This window comes from Vibrio anguillarum, assembly GCF_003390515.1.
GTDB lineage: Bacteria > Pseudomonadota > Gammaproteobacteria > Enterobacterales > Vibrionaceae > Vibrio > Vibrio anguillarum.
This window is the reverse complement of the sequence record NZ_CP031479.1, coordinates 1,316,623-1,340,295: the sequence shown is the minus strand read 5'-3', so window position 1 is coordinate 1,340,295 and position 23,673 is coordinate 1,316,623. Positions and strand designations below refer to the sequence as shown.

At 43.4% G+C, this 23,673-nt stretch carries 25 protein-coding genes; 8 read left to right on the top strand and 17 right to left on the bottom strand.

Annotated elements, in window-relative coordinates:
* Positions 1 to 8 precede the first annotated feature (8 nt).
* The 14 genes from pal to cysS all read right to left on the bottom strand — a co-directional run bounded on the left by pal (position 9) and on the right by cysS (position 12,080).
* On the bottom strand, positions 9 to 548 hold the full coding sequence (gene pal / locus DD616_RS10280) for a peptidoglycan-associated lipoprotein Pal (RefSeq protein WP_013856577.1): 540 nt from the start codon (positions 546 to 548) through the stop codon (positions 9 to 11).
* 30 nt (positions 549 to 578) lie between these two features.
* On the bottom strand, positions 579 to 1,916 hold the full coding sequence (gene tolB, locus DD616_RS10275; RefSeq protein WP_088718023.1) for a Tol-Pal system beta propeller repeat protein TolB: 1,338 nt from the start codon (positions 1,914 to 1,916) through the stop codon (positions 579 to 581).
* 27 nt (positions 1,917 to 1,943) lie between these two features.
* Positions 1,944 to 3,014 (bottom strand): cell envelope integrity protein TolA, encoded by a 1,071-nt coding sequence (gene tolA, locus DD616_RS10270; RefSeq protein ID WP_096036252.1) that lies wholly within the window; start codon positions 3,012 to 3,014, stop codon positions 1,944 to 1,946.
* Positions 3,015 to 3,026: 12 nt separating this feature from the next.
* A complete protein-coding gene (gene tolR, locus DD616_RS10265) occupies positions 3,027 to 3,470 on the bottom strand; it encodes a protein TolR (RefSeq protein ID WP_013856574.1) in 444 nt (147 codons plus the stop codon).
* A gap of 3 nt (positions 3,471 to 3,473) precedes the next feature.
* The gene (gene tolQ / locus DD616_RS10260) at positions 3,474 to 4,157 is read right to left on the bottom strand and encodes a protein TolQ (RefSeq protein WP_013856573.1); all 684 of its coding nucleotides are present in this window, start codon (positions 4,155 to 4,157) and stop codon (positions 3,474 to 3,476) included.
* Entirely contained in the window at positions 4,147 to 4,566 is a 420-nt protein-coding gene (ybgC, locus tag DD616_RS10255) for a tol-pal system-associated acyl-CoA thioesterase (protein ID WP_017042272.1), read from the bottom strand. Before ybgC ends, tolQ begins: the two co-directional genes overlap by 11 nt.
* A gap of 179 nt (positions 4,567 to 4,745) precedes the next feature.
* Positions 4,746 to 5,048 carry a cyd operon protein YbgE gene (ybgE, locus tag DD616_RS10250; protein WP_013856571.1) on the bottom strand — a complete coding sequence of 101 codons (303 nt, stop codon included), beginning with the start codon at positions 5,046 to 5,048 and terminating at the stop codon, positions 4,746 to 4,748.
* Entirely contained in the window at positions 5,041 to 5,148 is a 108-nt protein-coding gene (gene cydX / locus DD616_RS10245) for a cytochrome bd-I oxidase subunit CydX (RefSeq protein WP_000270284.1), read from the bottom strand. Before cydX ends, ybgE begins: the two co-directional genes overlap by 8 nt.
* 11 nt (positions 5,149 to 5,159) lie before the next feature.
* The gene (cydB, locus tag DD616_RS10240; RefSeq protein WP_013856570.1) at positions 5,160 to 6,296 is read right to left on the bottom strand and encodes a cytochrome d ubiquinol oxidase subunit II; all 1,137 of its coding nucleotides are present in this window, start codon (positions 6,294 to 6,296) and stop codon (positions 5,160 to 5,162) included.
* Between the two features lie 17 nt (positions 6,297 to 6,313).
* A complete protein-coding gene (gene cydA, locus DD616_RS10235) occupies positions 6,314 to 7,900 on the bottom strand; it encodes a cytochrome ubiquinol oxidase subunit I (RefSeq protein ID WP_029189795.1) in 1,587 nt (528 codons plus the stop codon).
* Positions 7,901 to 8,372: 472 nt separating this feature from the next.
* Positions 8,373 to 9,377, bottom strand: a complete 1,005-nt coding sequence (ruvB, locus tag DD616_RS10230) for a Holliday junction branch migration DNA helicase RuvB (protein ID WP_017042275.1) — start codon at positions 9,375 to 9,377, stop codon at positions 8,373 to 8,375.
* Positions 9,374 to 9,994 carry a Holliday junction branch migration protein RuvA gene (ruvA, locus tag DD616_RS10225; RefSeq protein ID WP_013856566.1) on the bottom strand — a complete coding sequence of 207 codons (621 nt, stop codon included), beginning with the start codon at positions 9,992 to 9,994 and terminating at the stop codon, positions 9,374 to 9,376. Before ruvA ends, ruvB begins: the two co-directional genes overlap by 4 nt.
* Before the next feature lie 100 nt (positions 9,995 to 10,094).
* A complete protein-coding gene (gene ruvC, locus DD616_RS10220; RefSeq protein ID WP_013856565.1) occupies positions 10,095 to 10,616 on the bottom strand; it encodes a crossover junction endodeoxyribonuclease RuvC in 522 nt (173 codons plus the stop codon).
* Positions 10,617 to 10,697: 81 nt separating this feature from the next.
* A complete protein-coding gene (gene cysS / locus DD616_RS10215; protein ID WP_094124411.1) occupies positions 10,698 to 12,080 on the bottom strand; it encodes a cysteine--tRNA ligase in 1,383 nt (460 codons plus the stop codon).
* Between the two features lie 179 nt (positions 12,081 to 12,259).
* Here cysS and DD616_RS10210 point away from each other — a divergent pair, with 179 nt between their 5' ends.
* From DD616_RS10210 to DD616_RS10195, 4 genes are all read left to right on the top strand, one after another.
* Positions 12,260 to 12,754 (top strand): peptidylprolyl isomerase, encoded by a 495-nt coding sequence (locus DD616_RS10210; RefSeq protein ID WP_010319203.1) that lies wholly within the window; start codon positions 12,260 to 12,262, stop codon positions 12,752 to 12,754.
* A gap of 36 nt (positions 12,755 to 12,790) precedes the next feature.
* Positions 12,791 to 13,525: a UDP-2,3-diacylglucosamine diphosphatase gene (gene lpxH / locus DD616_RS10205; protein ID WP_208872252.1), complete on the top strand. Its 735-nt coding sequence runs from the start codon at positions 12,791 to 12,793 to the stop codon at positions 13,523 to 13,525.
* 103 nt (positions 13,526 to 13,628) lie between these two features.
* Complete coding sequence (locus DD616_RS10200; RefSeq protein WP_013856560.1) at positions 13,629 to 14,843, top strand: EAL and HDOD domain-containing protein; 1,215 nt, start codon at positions 13,629 to 13,631, stop codon at positions 14,841 to 14,843.
* Between the two features lie 67 nt (positions 14,844 to 14,910).
* Positions 14,911 to 15,378 carry a YchJ family metal-binding protein gene (locus tag DD616_RS10195; RefSeq protein ID WP_208872251.1) on the top strand — a complete coding sequence of 156 codons (468 nt, stop codon included), beginning with the start codon at positions 14,911 to 14,913 and terminating at the stop codon, positions 15,376 to 15,378.
* 114 nt (positions 15,379 to 15,492) lie between these two features.
* Here the strand turns inward: DD616_RS10195 and DD616_RS10190 are convergent, their stop codons facing one another.
* Together DD616_RS10190 and DD616_RS10185 are read right to left on the bottom strand one after the other, a co-directional pair.
* A complete protein-coding gene (locus DD616_RS10190; protein ID WP_208872250.1) occupies positions 15,493 to 16,122 on the bottom strand; it encodes a DUF2057 family protein in 630 nt (209 codons plus the stop codon).
* A gap of 68 nt (positions 16,123 to 16,190) precedes the next feature.
* Positions 16,191 to 17,171, bottom strand: a complete 981-nt coding sequence (locus DD616_RS10185; protein WP_094146912.1) for a porin — start codon at positions 17,169 to 17,171, stop codon at positions 16,191 to 16,193.
* A gap of 513 nt (positions 17,172 to 17,684) precedes the next feature.
* Between DD616_RS10185 and dinG the strand changes: the two genes are divergently transcribed.
* Genes dinG through rsmS form a run of 4 tightly spaced genes read left to right on the top strand, consistent with a single transcriptional unit; the run spans position 17,685 to position 21,310 of the window.
* Positions 17,685 to 19,760 carry an ATP-dependent DNA helicase DinG gene (gene dinG, locus DD616_RS10180; protein WP_199871528.1) on the top strand — a complete coding sequence of 692 codons (2,076 nt, stop codon included), beginning with the start codon at positions 17,685 to 17,687 and terminating at the stop codon, positions 19,758 to 19,760.
* Positions 19,761 to 19,813: 53 nt separating this feature from the next.
* Positions 19,814 to 20,593 (top strand): sulfite exporter TauE/SafE family protein, encoded by a 780-nt coding sequence (locus DD616_RS10175; RefSeq protein ID WP_010319210.1) that lies wholly within the window; start codon positions 19,814 to 19,816, stop codon positions 20,591 to 20,593.
* On the top strand, positions 20,590 to 21,138 hold the full coding sequence (gene priC / locus DD616_RS10170) for a primosomal replication protein PriC (protein ID WP_010319211.1): 549 nt from the start codon (positions 20,590 to 20,592) through the stop codon (positions 21,136 to 21,138). The genes DD616_RS10175 and priC overlap by 4 nt, the downstream gene beginning before the upstream one ends.
* A gap of 1 nt (position 21,139) precedes the next feature.
* Positions 21,140 to 21,310 (top strand): pleiotropic regulatory protein RsmS, encoded by a 171-nt coding sequence (rsmS, locus tag DD616_RS10165; RefSeq protein WP_013856554.1) that lies wholly within the window; start codon positions 21,140 to 21,142, stop codon positions 21,308 to 21,310.
* Positions 21,311 to 21,343: 33 nt separating this feature from the next.
* Here the strand turns inward: rsmS and DD616_RS10160 are convergent, their stop codons facing one another.
* A complete protein-coding gene (locus DD616_RS10160) occupies positions 21,344 to 23,461 on the bottom strand; it encodes a methyl-accepting chemotaxis protein (RefSeq protein WP_017050380.1) in 2,118 nt (705 codons plus the stop codon).
* Between the last annotated feature and the right edge of the window lie 212 nt (positions 23,462 to 23,673).

The following is a 23,673-nucleotide window of genomic DNA, read 5'->3' as shown; positions in this document are numbered from 1 at the left end:
TTCCTCGATTAGTATACGAGAACCGCGCGGCGGTTCTTCGCATACACTTCTTCAGATTGACCAAGAAGAAGTGGCTTCTCTTCGCCATAGCTAACGATCGAGATTTGGTCAGCTTGTACACCTAGCGCTTGTAGATATTTCGCTACAGCTTGTGCACGACGCTCACCTAGCGCGATGTTATATTCAGGCGTACCACGTTCGTCAGCATGGCCTTCGATGGTAACTTTCATTGCTGAATTTTTGCTTAGGTAAGCTGCGTGTGCAGCAAGCATATCTTCGTAATCACCAGCAATTGTCGCGTTATCAAATGCGAAATAAATGGTTTGAGTTTCACGAAGAGCTTGTTCCTTTAGCTCTTGTTCAGAGAGTTGGCCATTCGCATCAATTGGAGAAACTACAGTTGTATCAACGCTATTTGCTGAACCTGAAGTAGACTGGTTAGTTTGAGTACCAGAAGCGTTTGTCGCTTCATCGCTTGAACTACATGCAGTTACTGCAAGTACTGGTAGCGCAATCAGTAGCCCTTTAAGAACTTTATTAAGTTGCATTTTTTTTCCTTACTTTTTGATACTTACTTGCTATAAAAACGGAGACCACGCAGGAGCCCTAACGCGACCATTTGTTGCCGGTAATCTAGCTTTGAAACGCCCATCTATAGACACCATCGAAAGTACATTCGCTTTGTTATAAATAGAACTGTATATGACCATACCACCATTGGGTGCAATACTTGGAGACTCATCGAGCAAAGTCTTTGTTAGAATTTGCACTGAACCAGTTTCCAAATCTTGTTTCGCCAGATTAAAACCCGAATTACTTCGGTTTACCATGACAAGGAATCGACCATCAGGCGTTATTTGTCCACCTAAATTCTGGCTGCCTTGCCATGTCAGACGATTGGTAGAACCGTCTGATAAATTTACTTGATATATCTGTGGTTTACCACCCCGATCCGAAGTAAATATTAGCGATTTACCATCAGGATGCCAGAACGGTTCTGTATTATTTGATCTGCCACTCGTTATTTGTTTCAGCTTCTTGGTTGCCAAGTCCAGAGTATAAACCTGTAAGCTGCCCGTTTTAGACAACACCAAAGCGAGGGTTTTCCCATCTGGCGAGAACCTTGGTGCCCCATTATGGCGTGGGTACGAGGTCACTTTCTCTCTTTCGCCAGTATAAATATTCATGATGAATATTTCCGCTTGGCCGTTTTGGAAGCTCACATACGCCAGTTGCTTACCATCAGGTGACCAAGTCGGTGACATCAAAGGCTGTTTTGAACGAAGTACTAAACGTTCATTGTAACCGTCATAGTCAGCAACCCTTAGCTGGTAAGGATATTGTTCATCATCGTTGACCACCACGTAGGCAATACGAGTGAGAAACGCACCCTTATCACCCGTGAGTTCTTGATAGACCAAATCTGAAATTCGATGCGCATACTCACGCATTCGGTTTGCTGGTACGGTGGCAACTTTATTGAATAAAACATGATCTTTAGAAAGCACCAACTGTCCATCGTTACTTAATGCTTTGCTTTGGCCTTGTGTCAGTTGACCACGCACTACATCTACCAATTGGTAGTTGATGACATAGTTACCTTCTGCATTTTGCGTAATGCTACCTGTGAGCAAAGCATCAACACCAATACTGGTCCAAGCATCAAACTTCACATCGGTTTCATTGTAAGGCGTTTGTGGCATTTTGCTGGTCGCAATCGGGCTGAATTTACCACTACGTTGCAAATCTGACGCGATCACCGCAGAGACATCCTGCGGTAATTTTGTTTTGCCTTCCCACTTAAACGGTACGATAGCAATCGGCCTTGCTGAATTAATGCCGTCGGTGATCACAAGCTCCAATGCGGCGTTGGCGAGCTGTACACTACTTGCGATGACAAGTAAGCATCCTAACATCAATCGCTTTAACACAAGCTTTTCCTTTTAATTTGGTTCTACAGTTAAATTAATGTTTTTCAATTGATTGACTACATCAAGATCATCTTTGGGCAGCGGAAACGTCCCCACCTGCGCCACAGCACGTTTTGTCGCCGCGCATAACCTTGAGTCACCATCAATAATGCTTAGATTACCGACTATTGCTCCAGTTCCCGTTGGAATGAGCCGTAGGTTCACTTTGCACTGTTTACTTTTAAAACTGTCTTCAATCAGCAAGTTTTGTTGAATGAGCTGCGTATAGATTGCTCCATACCGCTGAGCTTCACTCATTACAAATTGAGAACGAGCTGAGCTATTTTGCTCTGCTTCTGTTTCTAACCCAGAAAAAATGTTATTCAGCGCCGCTTCTTGTTCTTTGCGTTCACGCTCCAATCTCTCTAAACGTGCTTTCTCTTTTTTTGCATTTTCGGCCGCTTTCTTCGCCTCTTGTTCTTTGGCTATTCGCTCTTTCTCGGCTCGCTCTGCTGCTTCTCGCTCTTTACGAGCTTTCTCTTTAGCTTGTTCTGCCTCTTTTTCACGGGCAATGCGTTCTTTTTCCGCTTTCGCAATTTCAGCCTCTTTAGCGATGCGCTCCTGTTCTGCTTTTTTTACCGCTTCTTCTTTTATCTTACGTTCCGTTTCCGCTTTTACCGCTCGCTCTTTTTCTTTACGAGCTCGTTCTTCTGCCACTTTACGCTCTTGTTCTTTTTCGGCACGTTGCTTTTCAGCTTCTCTGGCCGCTTTCGCTTCCTGAGCTTGTTGTTCTTTTAGTTGGCGAATATTCTCTTCTTCCGCCTTGCGGTTTTTTTCCAACTGCTCACTTTCGCGGCGTAACTTATCCAGCCGATCCTGCTCTTTTTTGGCAGCAGCTTCACGCTGGTTACGAATTTGCTGGGCTTGTTTTTGTACCAGTTGTGGATCAATCACCACAGCTTGAACCATCTGCCCTGCAGGCTCGGGCTTAGTTAGGCTAAAATCCGAACCCCATAACAAAGCAATGATCAACACTATATGCAAAACAGCCGAGATAATGATGGGCTTTTTGTAATCACTTTTTTTGGATTTATGATCTTTCATGAACAGTACAAACTATCCTTTAATTTCGGTTAGCAGACCTACTTTTGAAATGCCCGCACGATTCAATTCATCCAGAACCAGTATCACTTCTGCATAAGGCGTTGCAGCATCACCGCCAACCGCAACCGGTGAATCCGGTTTCAACGACAGCTCTGCTTTGACTCTAATGATGACATCTTGCAGCGAAAGACCCCGCTCGACTTCCTCATTATTTACGCTCAACCCGAGACGACCTTCTTTATCTATTTCCACGATGATAAAACTACTATCACTATCACCTTTCAGCTCAGCCGCTGACTTTGAAGTGGTGGTTTTAGGAAGCTCGACATCAACGCCTTGAGTGACAAACGGTGATGTCACCATAAAAATAATCAGCAACACGAGCATAACGTCGATATAAGGGACAACGTTAATCTCAGCTGTCAACTTGCGCTTTTTACGCTGGTAACCCACCATCGTCTATTCCCTACCAGCCATCGCTTGGCGGTGAAGAATGCTATGAAATTCTTCAGAAAAGGTGGCGTAATTATGCTCTAATTTGCTGACTTTATTGCTCAACCTGTTGTAAGCCATCACCGCAGGAATAGCCGCAAATAAACCCATGGCGGTCGCAATCAGCGCCTCTGCAATACCAGGAGCCACCATTGCTAACGTCGCTTGCTTCACCGCACCTAACGCAATAAATGAGTGCATTATTCCCCATACCGTACCAAATAATCCAATGTATGGGCTGATAGAACCCACGGTCGCTAGAAATGGCAGACTGGTCTCTAACTCGTCCACTTCCCTTGCGACAGCAACTCGCATCGCACGTCCCGTCCCTTCCATGATGAAATCAGGTGAAGTGGCGTTAGTCTTGCGTAAACGTGCAAATTCGGTAAAGCCAGAGTAAAAAATCTCTTCTGTACCCAAAAGTTCATCTTTACGCTTTTTGACATCTTGATAAATAACGGATAAGTCAGTACCAGACCAAAATTTGTCTTCGAAAGCATCAGCGTTCTTTTCTGCTTGGGAAAGGACTTTACTACGTTTGATGATCATCGCCCACGAAACGATAGACATCCCCAAAAGGATTAGCATCACCATCTTGACCAATAAGCTAGCTTGCAAAAACAGATCGAGAATTGAGATATCAGCAGTCACTATGGGTTAACTCCAAAATTATTGATTGAGGCATCGCTTTTGGCCTCATGTTCTGATTGTCGATGCATGCTACCTTAACTATTGCTTTACACAATACTTTACCTTCAGGATTGACGAGCTCTTGACAGAAGATCAGTGAGGCTTTTTTCAATGCCGAAATCACAGTATTTATCGTCAGCATATCGTCTAAACGTGCAGCTTGTAGAAAATCGATGTCAACGTGCCTGACCACAAAACCAATGTTCTGCTGCAAAAGCGTCTGCTGAGACACTCCAACTGCGCGTAACATTTCAGTTCGGGCTCGTTCAAAGAATTTAAGATAGTTTGAGTGATAGACGACACCACCAGCATCCGTATCTTCATAGTAAATCGTTACAGGCCAATGAAAGGCTGAGGCTGTATTTTGCACAAAGGTTCCAACACATATACAGATTTAGGCGGATACTATAACGCAACTCATTGACGTTAGTACAAGCATTGAGTGGACTTTTACAAAACTTGAAACAAAAAATTAGTGCTGTCTCAAAGAGGCAGCACTAATGTGGGTCGTTAATCAACCTTCGACAGGTTATTCATACACAGTAAATATCAAACTAGTCGAATAATCGTTAGGTAAATTAAGATCGATAATGAAATGTAGGGGCTAAACAATAATTGCCAAAACCATTTGCGTGGTCTAAAGCCAACACCAAAAACCATACTTGCACACAGCGCCCATATCATGAGTGGTGAAATAACCGCGTTAAAACCACCAATGCTCTGAGAATACAACTCGGGATCCCACATAATCATGGCGATATGATAAAAACCAAGCAAGAGCGATAAGACTCTGAGCAGAGTCTTATCAACCAGTTTATGGTACTCAGTGACTTGCATTGCAAGTTTACTCACTGTCTTTGTCCATCATTTCAGAATGCTCTAACCAAAGAGCGTTGATGATGCCAAATGCACAAGCTAAAAGCACACCTAGAATCCATGCGAAATACCACATATCTATGCTCCTTAGTAAAGTGAGTTTTTGTTTTCTTCAATAAACTTGCTATCAAGACGACCAAACATCTTGTAGTAAGTCCAAGTGGTGTAACCAAGAATGATAGGTACCATTACAAAAGCGACCACTGTCATTAAGTTCAACGTCAATTCACTCGATGTCGAGTCCCACATGGTCAAGCTGTTACTTGGTACTAAGCTTGAAGGCATGATAAATGGGAACATCGCAAAACCAGCGGTGAAAATCACACCCGCATTGGCTAAGCTAGAAGCCAAGAATGCGAGACCACCTTTTTCAAAACGCGACGCCAACACAGCAAGTAGTGGCATGGCAACACCCAAAGCTGGTGCGATCCATAGTAATGGGTAAGCGTTGAAATTAGCCATCCACGCCCCCGCCTCACGTATCACTTCTTTATTGAGTGGGTTTGATGCAGCATGTGTATCAATTACGCTGGTAATCACGTAACCATCGATGTTTTGGATCCAAAACCCTGCAGCGACGAAAGTAACAGCAACCAACAAGCCCATTAGTTGAGCGACGCCACGAGCGCGTGCATGCAGCTCATCGGTGGTTTTCATCTGTAGCCAAGCGGCGCCTTGTAAAATAATCATAAACAAGCTGACTAAGCCGCAAAGCAGAGCAAATGGGTTCAACAGACCAAAAAATGAACCGTGATACGTTGGCATCATGAAATCACTGAGTTGGAATGGCACGCCTTGTAGTAAGTTGCCAAAGGCAACACCAAAGATGACTGGTGGTACAAAGCCACTAATTGAAATACAGATATCCCAAGTATTACGCCACTTTGGATCTTCAATTTTTGAACGGTAATCCAAACCAATCGGACGAAGCCATAATGCAGCCAATGTAACAATCATAGCCAAATAAAATCCGGAAAATGATGTCGCATAGACTAACGGCCAAGCCGCAAACAGTGCACCACCTGCCGTGATAAGCCAAACTTGGTTACCATCCCAGTGTGGGGCAATAGAGTTGATCATGACACGACGCTCACTGTCATTCTTACCAATGACGGGAACAAGAGCACCAACGCCCATGTCAAAACCATCTGTGATTGCAAAACCAACCAGCAGTACGCCGATCAGCACCCACCAAATTAGTCGCAAGATTTCGTAATCAAACATTATTCTATCTCCCTGCCTTATGCTTCGACTTGACGGCTAACTTTGTCTTCAACAGAGTTTGCGTTTTGCTCAAAGTGATAACGACCAGTTTTCAGGCTGCTAGGCCCTTTACGAGCAAATTTAACCATCAGGTAAACTTCAGCAATCAAGAACACAGTGTACAGTGCAAGAATCGCAAACAATGAGGTCCATAATTCGCCCAGAGTTAGCGCAGAAGCGGCAACATTGGTTGGCAATATTTCACCAACAGCCCATGGTTGACGGCCATATTCAGCAACAAACCAACCTGCTTCAATTGCAATCCACGGTAGAGGAATACTGAACAAGGCGGCTTTAAGTACCCATTGTTTTTGCTCAATTTTCTGACGACAAGTTTGAATAAATGCTGCACCAAAGACAAATAGCATCACAAAACCAACACCGACCATCAGACGGAATGACCAAAATAGTGGCCATACGGTTGGAATTGAATCATCGGCGGCGGCTTGAATTTGCTCTTCCGTTGCATCGCTCACTTTATCGGTATAACGTTTTAGCAATAAGCCGTAGCCCAAATCGCCTTTCACTTCTTCAAAAGCGGCAATGTTTGCTGGTGATTTTTCGCCTGCACGTAATTTTTCTAACAGTTCATAGGCATACATACCGTTACGAATTCGGTCAACGTGTTGATCGCGTAGATCGCGTAACCCTGTGACTTCGGTATCCAGTGAACGTGTAGCGATAATACCCATCACGTACGGAATTTTCACTGCATAATCGGTGTGCATGGCGTCTTGGTTAGGCAAACCAAACAGTGTAAATGCAGCCGGTGCAGGTTCCGTGTGCCACTCAGCTTCAATCGCAGCCAGCTTCACCTTTTGAACTTCACCCACTTCATATCCTGATTCATCACCAAGCACAATCACGGACAAAATAGCGGCCATACCGAATGATGCAGCGATAGCAAATGAGCGGCGTGCAAACGCAACGTCTCGACCTTTCAGCAAGTAATATGAGCTAATACCAAGAATGAACATCGCGCCAGTGGTGTAACCAGAAGCGACGGTATGCACAAATTTCACTTGAGCAACTGGGTTGAAAACGACTTCAGCAAAGCTGACCATTTCCATACGCATAGTTTCAAAATTGAATTCTGCGCCAACTGGGTTTTGCATCCAACCATTCGCAATCAAGATCCAAAGTGCCGAGAAATTGGACCCCAGAGCAACCAACCAAGTCACGCCCAAGTGCTGGCGTTTTGATAGTCTATCCCACCCAAAGAAGAACAAACCGACAAAGGTTGATTCTAAAAAGAAGGCTACAAGTGCTTCAATCGCAAGAGGGGCGCCAAAAATGTCACCTACATAGTGGGAATAGTATGACCAGTTTGTACCGAACTGGAACTCCATAGTGAGGCCAGTGGCCACCCCAAGGGCAAAGTTAATACCAAAAAGCTTACCCCAGAACTTTGTCATGTCCTTATAGATTTGCTTATCAGTCATTACATACAAAGATTCCATGATGGCTAAAAGAAAAGCCATACCTAGAGTCAATGGAACGAACAGGAAGTGATACATCGCTGTCAGTGCAAACTGCAACCGCGATAGATCAACGACGTCAATCATGGTAACTCCTTTGTGCCGGCTGAATGACACTTTTGACATGCTAAACGGGTTAAAATTCCTCAAAATCCATCAGTGATATAACCTCATCAAATGTTGAAAAATATCAGAATTTTGTTGCAAGCATGTACCGTTATGGTTAGTTAATTGTTAAGCATCAGCTAATATAGCTGGGACTAATACTACTTCTAAATGCAGGTTGTTTCAAAAGATTTATGGGAGAAAAAAGCCTTGATTTACATCAATTTTCACGCGGCAAATCTGAACAAAAAAAGAACAAAATGATCCACATCAAAGGAAGAATGAAATTGTTGTGAGTATTTAGTGAAAGGAATAGAAATTAATACAACGAATCACACAGAGAGTTAACAATACACTTCACATCATTAACTCTTTAGTGATAAGGAAATTATCATAAATAAGATGTAGTTCACACTTTGTGCTTACCACCTAAAAATGATGATGAGGTGTAAACTTATTTTTCAATTCCGAAGTGAAGATAGGCGCGATCGGTCGCCATTCGTCCTCTTGGTGTCCGTTGTAAATAACCTTGTTGGATAAGAAAGGGTTCTAACACATCTTCAATGGTATCTTTTTCTTCGCCGATTGCAGCAGCTAGGTTATCGAGACCAACAGGGCCACCGCCAAATTTGTCCATAATCGCTAGTAATAGCTTTCTATCCATATAGTCGAAACCTTGGCTATCAACATCCAACATGTTTAGCGCTTTATCTGCAGTCTCTATACATATGTGCCCGTTGCCTTTCACTTCAGCGTAATCTCGAACTCGGCGCAATAAACGGTTGGCAATCCGAGGCGTTCCCCTTGCTCTCCTAGCCACTTCAAGTGCACCATCCGCTTCCATCGACAATCCTAAACAGTCCGCGCTTCTTTGCACTATGTACTGTAGATCATCAATTTTGTAATACTCAAGGCGCTGTACAATACCAAAGCGATCACGCAAGGGTGAGGTTAACGAGCCAGCGCGAGTTGTTGCCCCAATCAGCGTAAAAGGGGGTAAATCGATTTTAATGGACCGAGCGGCTGGACCTTCGCCAATCATTATATCGAGCTGGTAATCTTCCATTGCGGGATAAAGAATTTCTTCAACCACAGGACTTAATCGATGAATTTCATCAATAAAAAGAACGTCGTTCTCTTCAAGGTTAGTCAGTAATGCCGCCAAATCACCTGCTTTTTCCAATACCGGACCAGAAGTTGTGCGGATATTCACTTCCATCTCATTGGCAACGATATTGGCTAATGTTGTTTTTCCAAGCCCTGGAGGGCCAAAAATCAGGAGATGGTCGAGTGGTTCGCTGCGCATTTGTGCCGCTTTAATGAAGATTTCCATTTGATTGCGTACATGATCTTGGCCACGATAATCCGCTAATTTTTTGGGACGAATCGCGCGATCAATAATATCTTCATCTTTAAAAATAGGGCTATCAGGGGCAATTAAGCGATCAGCTTCAATCATACCATTGCTCTCAAGGCTTCTTTAATCAGCGCTTCACTGGTCATGTCAGCTTTCATTACTTGTGCCACTACTTTAGAAGCTTGTTGAGGCTTATAACCCAAAGAAAGTAACGCACTGATCGCTTCTTCTTCCGCATTGCTCGTGAGCGCTTCCAAGGAATTGTTATCGACTGGCGCAGCGTCAGTAGCGGGAGTGAAGAGGTCACCGGCTCCCCAACCTTTCAGCCTATCTTTCATCTCAACAACCAAACGTTCAGCGGTTTTTTTACCCACGCCAGGAAGCTTAACTAATGTGGAGATATCTTCACGCTCAACGCATGAAACAAATTGACCGGCCGTCATTCCGGACAAAATACCCAAGCCTAATTTTGGCCCGACGCCATTCGCTTTAATCACTTCACGAAATAAAGCTCGCTCTTTTACCGTGTTGAAACCATATAAAAGCTGCGCATCTTCTCGGACCACAAAATGGGTATAAATGACCGCTTCTTCGCCCAATTTAGGGAGTTCATAGAAGCAACTCATTGGCATTTGGACTTCATAACCAATGCCAGCGACTTCAATCAATAGCTCTGGAGGTTGCTTTTCAATCAGAATGCCGCGAAGACGTCCAATCACAGGAAATTCCTTAGAGAAATGAGGTTATTTGACTCGGATGATAATAAATAACTGGATGTATAGCCAGTAGAAAAATACCACCTCGCTCGAGATCGGTTTTTCAGCGATATCGGCCTTTTTTAGCACTGCTTGCCCGCCCAGCTAACGCAATCAAGGTTTTATTGGTATTCGCATGACAAATTGCCACACCCAGAGCATCAGCGGCATCCGCTTGTGGCTTAGCCGATAATTTGAGCATTTGCTGGACCATATGTTGCACCTGCGCTTTATCAGCACTACCCGTACCAACTACAGATTGTTTAACCAGTCGAGCGGCATATTCATAGACTGGAAGATCCGCATTCACCGCCGCCACAATAGCACTGCCCCTTGCTTGCCCGAGTTTGAGTGCTGAGTCCGCATTCTTTGCCATAAATACTTGCTCGATGGCAAAAACATCAGGCTGAAACTGTGTGATGATTTCCGTCACGCCAGCGTAAATTTGCTTGAGCCGCCCAGGTAACTCTTTTTCGGATGTACGAATACATCCACTACCAAGATAGTACAAATATCGTCCATGCTGCCTGATCACACCATAACCTGTGATTCGCGAGCCGGGATCTATACCTAAAATAATTGACATGAAAACCTTAATCGTGGACGAAAAACAAAATGGGCTTAACCAATAAAGTTCAAGCCCATCATCGACAAGTTAACTGCCTGATTATTTACGACGCCAAGTAGTCCCACTTGGGCCATCTTCTAAAATGATGCCGAGTTCGTTCAACTTATCGCGTGCCACGTCAGCATTAGCCCAATCTTTTGCTGCACGTGAGTCATTACGCAGTTTGATCAAAGCTTCAATCTCAGCCACTTGTTCGTCGCCATTAGTGTCCCCTTTAAGAAACGCTTCTGGATCTTGATGCAAAATGCCAATCACATCGGCAAGCTCACGCATAAGTGCGCCAAGAGCGCTGGCTTGCTGAAGATTTTCTGTCTTCAACTTGTTGATATCACGTGCCATATCAAACAATACGGAATAAGCCTCTGGCGTATTAAAGTCATCATTCATCGCTATCGTAAAGCGACTGACATACTCTTCACCGCCCGCAACTGCTACGGTTAAATCCAACCCTCTCAACGCTGTGTATAGACGCTCTAGCGAGGCTCGCGCTTGTTTTAGGTTATCTTCGCTGTAATTTAATTGGCTACGATAATGGCCCGACATCAAGAAATAGCGCACCGTTTCCGCATCATAGTGAGCAAGTACATCGCGGATTGTGAAAAAATTCCCTAATGATTTAGACATTTTTTCTCTATCCACCATCACCATGCCACTGTGCATCCATGTGTTCACATAGGGAGTGTCATGTGCGCAGCATGACTGAGCAATTTCATTTTCATGGTGAGGAAACTGCAAATCAGAGCCTCCACCATGAATATCAAAGTGGTTACCCAAAATCGCTGAATTCATCGCCGAACATTCGATGTGCCAGCCTGGGCGTCCTTCTCCCCATGGGGATTCCCAAGTGGGCTCTCCCGGCTTCGACATTTTCCACAACACAAAATCAAGTGGGCTACGCTTAGCAAGATCAACATCAACACGAGCGCCCGCTTGAAGCTGATCGAGATCTTGTTTGGATAACTTGCCGTATTCGTCAAATTTGCTGACTTCAAACATCACATCACCATTAGAAGCAACGTAAGCAAAACCGCGTTCAATCAGTCGTTGCACCAAGCCTATGATTTCTTGGATATAAGCGGTTGCACGAGGCTCGACATCTGGACGTTTCATATTCAATGCATCGAAATCTGCATGCATGTCTGCTATTAAGCGCTCGGTTAGCGAATCGCAAGATTCACCATTTTCGGCAGCACGTTTAATGATTTTGTCATCAATATCAGTGATGTTACGCACAAATGTAAGGTCATAGCCTAAGTAGCGCAAGTAGCGAGAAATCACATCAAAAGAAACGAAGGTGCGACCATGGCCAATATGACAGAGATCATAAATGGTGACTCCACAGACATACATACCCACTTTGTTGGCATGAATTGGTTTGAATTCTTCTTTTTGTCTAGTGATTGAGTTATATATTTTCAGCATGATCTCTATCTAATAACTGTTTGAACTAAAATGGCTTCACAGTATAACAACTCTAGCCTAGCTTGGTCATCCTTATTCTCTCGCAATAATACGGCCCCTAAAGACATTTGTTGATTTGAATGTGTCCAAAGTTCAGTTAAAATCCGGGCCTCAACGAAAAATAGATAAAGGTAACTATCATGATCATCCTTCACACGAATTTTGGTGATATTAAAATTCAACTTAATGAAGAAAAAGCACCAGAAACAAGCGCAAACTTTCTACAGTACTGCCGTGACGGTTTTTACGATAACACTCTGTTCCACCGCGTTATCGATGGATTCATGATTCAAGGCGGCGGCATGACCTCTGGCCTAAAAGAAAAAACAACTCGCGCAACGATTAAAAACGAAGCCAACAATGGCCTAAGCAATAAGATCGGTACTCTTGCCATGGCGCGCACTATGGATCCACACTCTGCAAGTTCTCAGTTTTTCATCAACGTGAACAACAACACATTCCTAGATTTTCGTTCAGAAAGCCGAGATGGCTGGGGCTACTGCGTGTTCGCTGAAGTGATCGAAGGTATGGATATTGTGAACAAAATAAAAGCCGTGAGCACAGGCTCTATGGGCATGCATCAAGATGTTCCACTAGAAGAAGTGTTCATTTCTGGCACAACCATCGAAGAGTAACGGTAAAAGGAGCGCTATGCGCTCCTTATTTTTATTATGCATACACTATTTATTTCTGATTTACACCTAAGCCCTTCTCGACCAGATATCACCGAGTGTTTTATCCGTTTCATGCGCGAAGAAGCCATCCATGCCGATGCACTGTACGTGCTTGGCGATCTTTTCGAATTTTGGATAGGTGACGATGATAATTCACCTTTCGCCAACCAAATAAAATCGGAATTTAAACAACTGACTCGCGAAGGAGTTCCTTGCTATTTTACTCAAGGAAACCGCGACTTCTTGCTTGGCAAACGATTTGCGAAAGAAACCGGAATCACTCTTCTCCAAGAAGAACAAGTAATTGACCTTTACGGAAAAAAAGCCGTGGTGTTGCATGGCGACACACTCTGTATTGACGATATAAAGTATCAAACCTATCGAAAGAAGGTTCACCAGCCTTGGCTACAATGGGTATTTAATCGGCTGCCATTTTTTGTAAAGGTTCGTATTGTGGGTAAAGTACAGTCGGGCATCCATAATGATAAGCAAATGAAATCTATGGATATTATGGATGTTACACAAAGTGAAGTGGATAGAGTTCTGACCCAGTATGGGGTCGATTTAATGATTCATGGCCATACTCATCGACCAGAGATTCATCACAGAAATCAACTTCATGGCACCGCAACGCGAATTGTTTTGGGTGACTGGTACACCCAAGGTTCAGTCTTAGTCTATGCTAATGATGGTTACGAACTGCAAACTCGACCTTTTAGTTCTAAAAACTGACGCCAAGTCGCACTCTGGTACTAATTGGTTTAAGTGGTCGAATCAAAAGTTAAGCTATAATAAGTATAATCAATAATATCAATAATTAGATAAGAGTCTTGCCTTGAAATACTCCTATATCGCCAGACAACCCATACTCGATCGTGACCGAAAAACTATCGGCTACGAGCTGCTATTTCGAGACGGTCCTAAGAACACCTTTCCAGATATAGACCCAGACTTAGCAACGAGTCGGTTACTCTCTGATCATTTTTTATCCACTCATTACAATACGCTGGGTAAGCATTTAGGGTTTGTCAATTTTCCTTATCAAAGCCTGATTAACCTCGTGCCTACGCTTTTTCCTGCGCAAAACTTGGTCGTTGAGGTATTGGAAGATTGCGAACCAACTTTAGAGTTATTAGAAGCAATTAAAAAGATGGCGAAGCTTGGTTACCGAATTGCGCTTGATGACTTTGTACCCAGTTCAGGCTGGCTCGTCTTCTTCCCCTACGTGTCAATTATCAAATTTGACATCCGTATCGTTCCCCTTGAAAAAGCCGCTCGCTTTATTCAAAAACTTGGTGCGACGAAAATTGAGTTCCTTGCTGAGAAAGTAGAAACCTATGAAGAGTTTAAGCAAGCTAAAAAGGCGGGCTTTACCTATTTTCAAGGCTACTTTTTTAGCAAACCAGAGATGTTACAGCGCAAAGCGTTAGAGCCTGCATTTCTTACTGTGGTGCAACTGTTCAAAGAAATAGCCAAATCTAACCTCGATTACAAAGCCATTGAGGAGCTTGTCGCCACCGACCTGACCCTGTCTTATAAACTGTTAACCTTTGTTAACTCATCCGCGACAGTCAGTTCAAAGATCCATTCATTTAAACAAGCGCTGATCTATCTCGGTGAACAACGATTGAGAAAGTTTATCTCCTTGGTTGCGATTGCTTCGACGCAAGAATCTAAACCGGATTATTTGTATGGTTTATCCATTCAAAGGGCAAGATATTGCGAGCTGATCGGTGTGAAAGCAAAAATGAACGTCGAACCCGGTTCGGCCTTCCTGACAGGAATGTTTTCGCTACTCGATAGCCTACTTGATCAACCTTTAGAAAGTATCATGGAAGAGATGCCTATCGACGAATACGTTAAACTTGCATTAATAGAAGGGAAAGGAGAATTAGGTCTGGTACTCGAGTTAACTCGAGCTTATGAACAGGCTGACTGGCAAAAGGTTGAGAAAATTGCTAATGCGTTAAATATCGAAGAGCCCGTAGTGAAAGAGTGTTACAACGAAGCTGTGAAATGGACAGCCGATTTACTGGGTGTCCACTCCTGAGTAGACATCGAGTTTAGATCTCCTTAAACTTCCCCGTCTTATATGAATGGGCAATTTGAGAGGATTTATGAACCAATGCTATTGTGGTAGCCATTTAGATTACCAACACTGCTGTGAACCAATCCACAGTGATTCAGCTTTAGCCATCTATCCAGAGCAACTGATGAGAGCCCGCTATAGTGCCCATGTTCTGGGTTTGGTTGATTTCGTCATCAATACCTATCATCCGAGTTGCAATGCACCACAGCAACGCGACGCGATTGAAGAATCAATCAACAGTCAATGGTGTGAGCTAGACGTCATCTCCGCAAGTATCCGCAACAACGAAAATGAAGGCTTCGTTCATTTCAAAGCCTATTACACACAGAATCAACAGCAATTTTGTCTGCAAGAACGTTCACGATTTATACGAGAAAATGGTATCTGGTTCTACATTGACGGTGAATTTCCACAGGAGAACACACCAACGAAGCTAGGACGAAATGACCCATGTCATTGCGGTAGCGGCAAGAAATTTAAGAAGTGTTGCGGGTAGGGTACTCAAAGTAAAACCCTTTTCTATGCAAAAAAGGGGTTACAATATGATTAGTTTTCTATCCTGACTACAATCCATTTCTTATATTTGGCTATTGATTGTAAATGAGCAACCTTACTTTTGTCCTAGCCACTGTTGGAATATTTTTCTATCTTGCTCTGTTGCACGACCATACCAAAGTTTTAGCTGTAAAATAGCTTCGCTTTCCGAGCCTTGGACAGGGTCAGCTTGTTCTTCAACTTCAGCCAATTCTTGTTTTAATGCTCGTACTTTTCCCGAATCTACCATTATGCCATTCTGCTGATTGTAATCATGCAATAGAGATACAGGATCACCGTATGGGAGAAAGCCCTTCTTACCAGGCAAAATATCAATAATAGCTACTGAAGGTAAATCATTCACGGTTAACTCAAACAGATCATCACCATGTTGCAAGCGCTGCTGATAGTCACTTAAATCTTTAGCAACAAATTTGATATGTAAATGATCATAAGGTTTAGTCATCAAAGTGATAACGTAAGGGATAGATGAAATCGCCTCTCGCTTAGCTCCATCACGAATTCGCCCTTTATATTGGACAACTAATTGATTTAAACCATCAGGCAGTGCCTGTGGTGACTCGGTAACCTTTTCAAGATTCACGACTAACAACGTAATGCTTGAATCTGTAGACAATGTTGCAGATAACGTTGGGGCAGTAATTAGGGCTATACAAAGAAAGCTAAGAAGTCGATAAATAAACATAGACGCACTCCAGAAATGGAAAAGCCAGTACTATGTACTGGCTTTTTTATAGTAATCAATTTCAAAAATTAGAAATCGAAGTAACCACCAACTAGAATTTCAGTCGTGTCTGCTTTACCATGATCATCACGAGTTGAAATTTCAGTAAATACAGTCAACAGGCTAGATGCAGCATAAGACGCACCTAGGATAAATTCTTGACCATCATCTTTGCTACCGTCATCTTGCATACCCGCAACACCGTATACAGAGAACGCATCAGTTGCTGCAAATGTTGCCGCTAGAGTTGCATTTTTAACATCTTTTACAGTATCTGCAGACACCACGTTGTAAGAACCTGCCAGAGTTACTTTGCCTAGATTAACGTCAGCAGCTACTGCCCAAGTTGACTTATCTTTGTAAGCCGCTGCATCGCCGACTGCTGGTGAATCGCCATGGTTTTGATACATCGCACCAACAGAGAAAATCTCTGCTGCATAGTTTGCACTCAAACCAAAGATGCTGTCTGTATTTTCAGCAGCTTCAGTATATGCATCAACAACTAATGTTAAACCACCAAAACCTTTAGTATAAGAAATACCATGGCCTTTACTATCCGAAGCTGAAGCTGGTAAGTAATTGTTATCTAGCTCATTTAAGATATCAGTTTTTGATACGGCATCATTAGAGTCAGAAACATCACCGATTTCACCAATACCAACTAGGCCGAAATCCCCTTTCAAATATGCAGCAACATCATCAAATTCTGCGTTATTATCACTCTTTTTAAACCCAGTACCACTTTGAATTTCAAAAGTACCGCCAGCGGTCAACGTGTCAGTCACTTTGTGAGAAAAGTCGAATTGAACTTTAGCCCATGCGTTAACGTCTAAGTCAGTTTTTACGTCTTTAGTGTTATCAGTTTTGTGGTCATAATCACTGGTATAAAGAAAGGTCGCAATTTCACCCTTCACAGATACAGAAGAAGCGTCATCTTTGAATAATTCAACCTTCGCTTGTGCAGATGTAGCAACACCAGCAACCAATAGTGCTAATAGAGTCTTTTTCATAATTAATCCACTGCCTTTTCTTATGTATGGGAATTCCTTATCCGGTTCCCTTTGTTTTTGCTGGCAACTTCCAAATTTAAACTCGGTTCGTTGCCGCCATTAAATCTCAAGGATTAGATTGCAAAAGATTATCCTGCATGTCAAATATCCTAAAAAACAAACAAAAATAAAGGTAAAAATAATTAAAAACATATAGTTACATGATATTTTCATAAAATTACGGGCGACTTCCAAGCAAAAACATCACACAATCTAAAAACTAACAATCATGAAACATCAGAATTAAACACCAGTAAAATTTAGTTTGGCAAGATTAAATGGATGTTGATGTCATCATTTAACCGAATGGATAGTTTTATATTTTTCACAATGAGAATTAAACATAAGTTCCTGAAGGTTCAGTTTTTTTTTGTGAACAAGATCTAGATTTGATCTAAAAGCATACGATTTCGTGAACTGCGTATCCTTTAGTGAACTGTGCTAGACTCGGCACTCTGCTATTTAGGTCTGTGTATGCTTACAACAAAAATCCAAAAATCCATTCGGGATAGTTATCAAAACCTGCAATTTCAGCTCGAAAACTTCATTCCTCGCCGAGGACAAAATTATCTTGTTGCTGAGATTGCAAAAACATTGTGTGGTTCATATCACAAATCCAACCGAATCTTGATTGCTGAAGCGGGTACAGGAATAGGGAAATCACTCTCCTATTTAATGGCGGCGGTTCCTGTTGCAGTATTGAATAATAGAAAGGTTGTTGTTTCGACAGCCACAGTGGCACTTCAAGAACAGCTGATCAGCAAAGATTTGCCTTTATTTAGACGCATCACTGATCGTCAATTCTCTTTTATCCTTGCCAAAGGACGTCAACGATACTGTTGCACCGAAAAACTCGCGGCTGCGTGTGGAGTAGATGGCTCACAAATTGCCCTGTTCGAATCAAAGCCACAAAAAAAAGACGTTGAATTATTCACCACCATGTATGAAAAACTGGCTCAAGGAAAATGGAACGGTGATCGCGACTCGTGGCCAAAAGCGATTAAAGATGAGTTATGGCAACTGATTGTTAGTGATAAGCATAGTTGTAATGGTAGCTTTGCTGGCCACAGAGATTGTCCTTTTCAAAAGGCGCGTTCGGAACTGGATAAAGCCGATGTCATTATTGCCAACCACAGCTTGGTCATGGCGGATGCTGACCTTGGCGGTGGTGTCATTCTGCCTGAGCCAGAAAACACCATTTACATTTTTGATGAAGCACACCACTTACCTCATGTAGCACGAGATCACGCTTCAGCGTCCGCAAGCTTGAAAGGCGCAGCAAGTTGGTTAGAAAAACTCAATCAATCCGTAACCAAGTTTTCAAGCTTAGCCGAAGAAAAACGAGTGGCACGTTTTCGTAACGAACTGCAAGAGACACTGCAACAACTTATCCCAAGCTTGAGCCAACTGACAAAGCAGTTTGTACTCGAACAATTTGAAGAAAAGCGATACCGTTTTGAGCATGGCGAACTGCCACAATGGCTTGAAGAAGAGTCTAAAACCCTAAAGCGGCTCTCTCAAAAAGCTAATCAATCCGTCGCTAAAATTGCGGACTTGATTGCTGAACGAGTTAAAGAAGGCGAACTCGCCGCTCGGTTGGCAGAACCAGCACTGACTGAATTAGGCTTTTATATTCAGCGTTTAGAGAACCTTGCCCAAGTATGGTTGCTGATGGCGGAGCCCAAGCGAGAAAAAGGAGCCCCTTTGGCACGTTGGCTTGAAATTCACCCTGAGCGTGAAGGTGATTTCATTGTTAACGTTTCACCGCTAGAAATTGGTTGGCAACTTGATCAACAGATCTGGAGCCGCTGCATAGGCGCAATCTTAGTCTCCGCGACGATGCGAGCTCTTAACTCGTTCAGCTACTTTTGCTCGCAAGCAGGGATCAGTGAAAAGGCAGAAGATGGCACACGTTTCCTAGCACTCGCTTCACCGTTTGATTATCAAAATCAGGCCGAGTTACTCATTCCAGCAATGCGTTTTGAACCGCAAGCGAAAGAGTATACTGATTATCTGGTAGAGCGTCTCGCTGAGTTTATTCAGCCAAACAAAGCTAATTTAGTGCTATTTGCTTCTTACTGGCAAATGCGCGAAGTGGCTGAAAAAATATCAACAGATTTTGTTAAACGAGGCTGGGCGCTGCAAGTCCAAGGTGAAATATCACGCACAGAAATTCTAAATAAACATAAAATGCTAGTGCAGTGTGGTAAAACGAGCGTAATGTTTGGCACCAGTAGCTTTTCGGAAGGGCTAGACTTACCAGGAGAACTTTTGGAGAATCTGGTGATCACAAAAATTCCGTTTGCCGTACCAACCTCTCCAGTTGAGCAAGCTCACGCCGAATACATAGAGAAACGAGGTGGAAACTCTTTTATTCAGATAACCGTTCCTGAAGCCAGCAAAAAGCTGATCCAAGCCGTCGGGAGATTGCTGCGCAAAGAGCGTGATTCTGGTAGAGTCGTGATTCTCGATCGCCGAATCGTTTCAAAACGCTACGGAAAATCATTATTGGACTCGCTTCCTCCATTTAAAAGAACAATAGAATATTAGCTAGGGCTTAACACTACGCCCTTTCATCTCATTACTCAGGGCCGATTTTATTCATGGAATTTGTTGAGCCAACCACTTTGATTGTGTTGGCGCTTGTTGCTTTTATTGCTGGCTTTATCGATGCAGTCGCTGGCGGCGGTGGCATGCTTACTGTACCCGCGTTATTATCAATCGGTCTTCCGCCGCACATCGCACTAGGAACGAATAAGCTGGCGGCAACATTTGCCTCATCAACTGCCGCATTAACCTACTATCAGAAGAAGTTGTTTCAACCAAGTTGCTGGGTCAGAGCTTTCATTGCCACCTTAATTGGCGCAACCATAGGTACTTTTGCTGTCGATGCGATCAGCACCGATTGGCTACAAAAAGTGCTGCCGCTCATTATTCTAGCTGCCGCTATCTATACGATATGGCATAAAACACCACATGCACACCAGAATGTCAGCCCGCCTCCCTGCCCTGTACTTCACAAAAAGCAGTATGCGCAAGGCTTGATACTTGGATTTTATGACGGGCTGGCAGGGCCGGGGACTGGCGCATTTTGGACAGTCAGTTCGATGGCGTTATACCGACTCAACATTTTATTGGCCTCTGGCCTTGCTAAAGCGATGAATTTTACCAGTAATGTAACGTCATTGGTTACCTTTGCCATTTTGGGGCATATTGACTGGGTGCTGGGACTGACTATGGGAGTTTGTTTGATGGCTGGAGCTTTTGTTGGCGCACATTCAGCGATTCGTTTCGGCGCTAAATTTATTCGTCCGGTGTTTGTGAGTGTGGTCAGTGTGCTTGCAATCAAGCTGACTTATGATGCGTGGTTTGCAGGCTTATGAACCATTTTTCTCAATTGAAGTCCTTAATTGAAGAGTTAAAACAACAAGCCGCCAGTGTTGACCGAACTCGTGGTGAACACCATCAGGCTCTGTTTGATGAGCGCCTGTTCCACTGTAAAGCGCACTTATTAATCCCTTGTGTTATGGAAGCAAAAGCGACCTTTGACTCCATCGTGCGCGAACAAGAGAGCCAACGGCTAACCAGTCAACGAGCTCAATATCTAACCGATCGACTGCTTGCACAAATTGCGGCAATCCAACGCGAAATATCGACAGTATCGATCAGAAAAAGTGAGCCCAAGCATCGCAGCTATTATCGCAAACCGATCAATGCGTTATATCAAGAGCTGGCCCAGCACCAAGAATGGGAGCGGAGGCTGATGGATATGGTGAGAGAAAAAGAACTCGGACTTAAGCAAACTTCTGCTGTTAGTCAGCAGCAAGCACAAAAAGCGTTATTGACCGTAGAGCAGCGGCTCAAGCGTTGCCAAGAAGCCAAAGCCAAAATTGAGAAACAAATTACGTTCAGGGAGAAAAACCAATAACATGAATGATCCTACTGTACCGCTAGACGGCGCGTCTGAAGAGATAAAGCTCGCTGTCGATCTCATCTACTTATTAGAAACCAATCAGATTGAACCACACACCGCACTTGAAGCGCTGAAAATCGTACAGCAGGATTTATTGCGTAAACTGGATGATACAGCGAGAGAGTAAGAAGCAAACATCTACTTCTTACTCTTTCAGCCGTTAGACTTTAAATTGTCCAACCAACTGTTGCTGCTTAGCCGAGAGTTGACTTATCTGAGCACCAACCGATTCTGATTCACCGACCAGTGTCAATATCTGCGCGCTAAGATCACGAATATTGGATAGGTTGAGGTTGACTTCACCAGAGACGGCTTGCTGTTCTTGGGCCGCTTTTACAATCTGGCTATTCATATCGTTAATTGCTGAGATGGATTCAAACACTATTTCTAATTCAGCAACGGCCTTTTGAACTTGCATCGCAGTTCCATTTGCTAACGCGTTTCCTTGCTGGATCACCTCAACTACGCCCTCAGTACCTTGTTGGACTTTTTCTATCACTTTGCGTATTTCACCCACAGAGTTCTGAGTCCGCTGGGCCAAATTACGTACCTCATCGGCGACAACAGCAAACCCTCGCCCTTGATCTCCGGCCCGAGCCGCTTCTATAGCCGCATTTAATGCGAGCAAATTGGTTTGCTGTGAAATTCCCTCAATGACCGTTAAAATTTCGGTAATATTGATATTGTTTTGAGCCAACTCTTCAACAACAGGCACCGCATCACTCATTCGCACCACCAGCTTATGCATCTCAGCTTCAGAGGCACGGATGACATCCTGCCCAGTCAGTGCGGAGTGATTAGCTTGCGAAGCGGCTTGCACCGCAGCCTCGGCATTTTGCACAACGAGACTTGCTGTTTGTGTCATTTCTTCAGAGGCAGTCGCCACCATATCCATCTCTTTAAATTGAGACTCACTACGGCTACGCGTTTGTACGGCAGACTGCCGTGCCTGTTCAGTCGTTTGAGCTACTTGGTTCGCACTTTCTACGATCTGCTGAATAATAGCCTGTAATTTGTCTAAAAACTGGTTAAAGCCGCGTGCCAAATCACCGATTTCATCATGACTACTGATGACAAGCCGCTGAGTTAAATCCCCTTCGCCAGAAGCAATATCTTGTAACCGCTCCACGACCGCTCGGATAGGTTTCACAATTTGGGTTGCAGCTAACGCAATGATTGCGAGCCCTAAAAAGACTAGCAATGCGCCGACTAATAGCTCCGCTCTAACGCCATTCTCTACCTGTTGAGTAATGATCTGATCCAGTTGATTGGCATCAGCTAGCACACTCGATGTCGGCATTTCAAAAACCACGCCCCAAGTCTGGTTCGCCACCTGAATAGGAGCAAAGACAGACAACCACTGCCGATCTGAATTCCATTGAGAATGGACTTTACCCTCGGCTAGAAGATTGGCGATCTCCTTTGTAGTCAAGACTGAATCAGCCAGTGGCGCGCCTAAGGTTAATTCACGCTCATCAGTCGCAATAAGCGTGTTATTTAAGCTGACAATAAAGACCTTACCATTACCGCCAAATAGACTTTGATCTGAACTCAGTGCAATCGCTACCAGTGGGCTAAGTTTTAAATCGATGCCAAAAAAGCCAATCGCAACGCCATCAATCAAAATGGGCACAGAGAGAGAAGAAGTAAGAAACGTTTCATTGTCTTGAATCACAATTTTAGGCGATGAGATACATGCACTAGCGGTTGTTAACGGGCAGGCGAAACGCTCACTGTTTCCTTCATCCTTCAATGCCACTTCGCTTAATACATTTGCCACCACATTTTCACCATTGGAGGACGTTATCCAGTATGCAGCGAATCGACCTATTTCATTTGAGCCTACATAGTCAGCATTCTGGTAGTTGTCATCCTCGCTATCGAGCAAATTTGGCTTAAAGACGAGATAAGCCCCCTGAACATTGGGATAATTGACTACCGTCTTGCGAACCATTTCATCTAAAGATGTCCTTAACGCTTCGCTTTCACCAAAATTTTCTTCGGTATTTGATTTGAAAAACAAGGCCGTATCAGCAAGCATTTGAGCCCGATACATGGCTTCACTGAGATATTCAGATACTTCGGTGGCATTGAGCAGCGCCCGAGTTTCTAATAACTGCTGCGATTTATTGATCACAGAATCTGAACTTTGTTGCTTTATTGCTTGTTGGTTATTCACTGCGTTATAAACCGAAAAACCAATGAGAGACAATGACGTAATTAGCAGGCAAAGGCCGGCTAAAAGGGTTATTTTCCATTGAACCGAAAGTGTTCGCATACTACATCCTTATGCTGCGCTAATAGGGTTTTCAGACGAAATGGTGACGACTTTAATTAGAGCATATTGACTTGAGAGATCAATCGTAAGTTTACATAAATGTTAATAAAAATATCCTTTCTGACTATTCAAAAAATTTACGTATTACAATTGATTCGCTTTTCATCTTGTCCTTGCGCCTTGAAATGGTAACATCTTGCGCACAACTCATC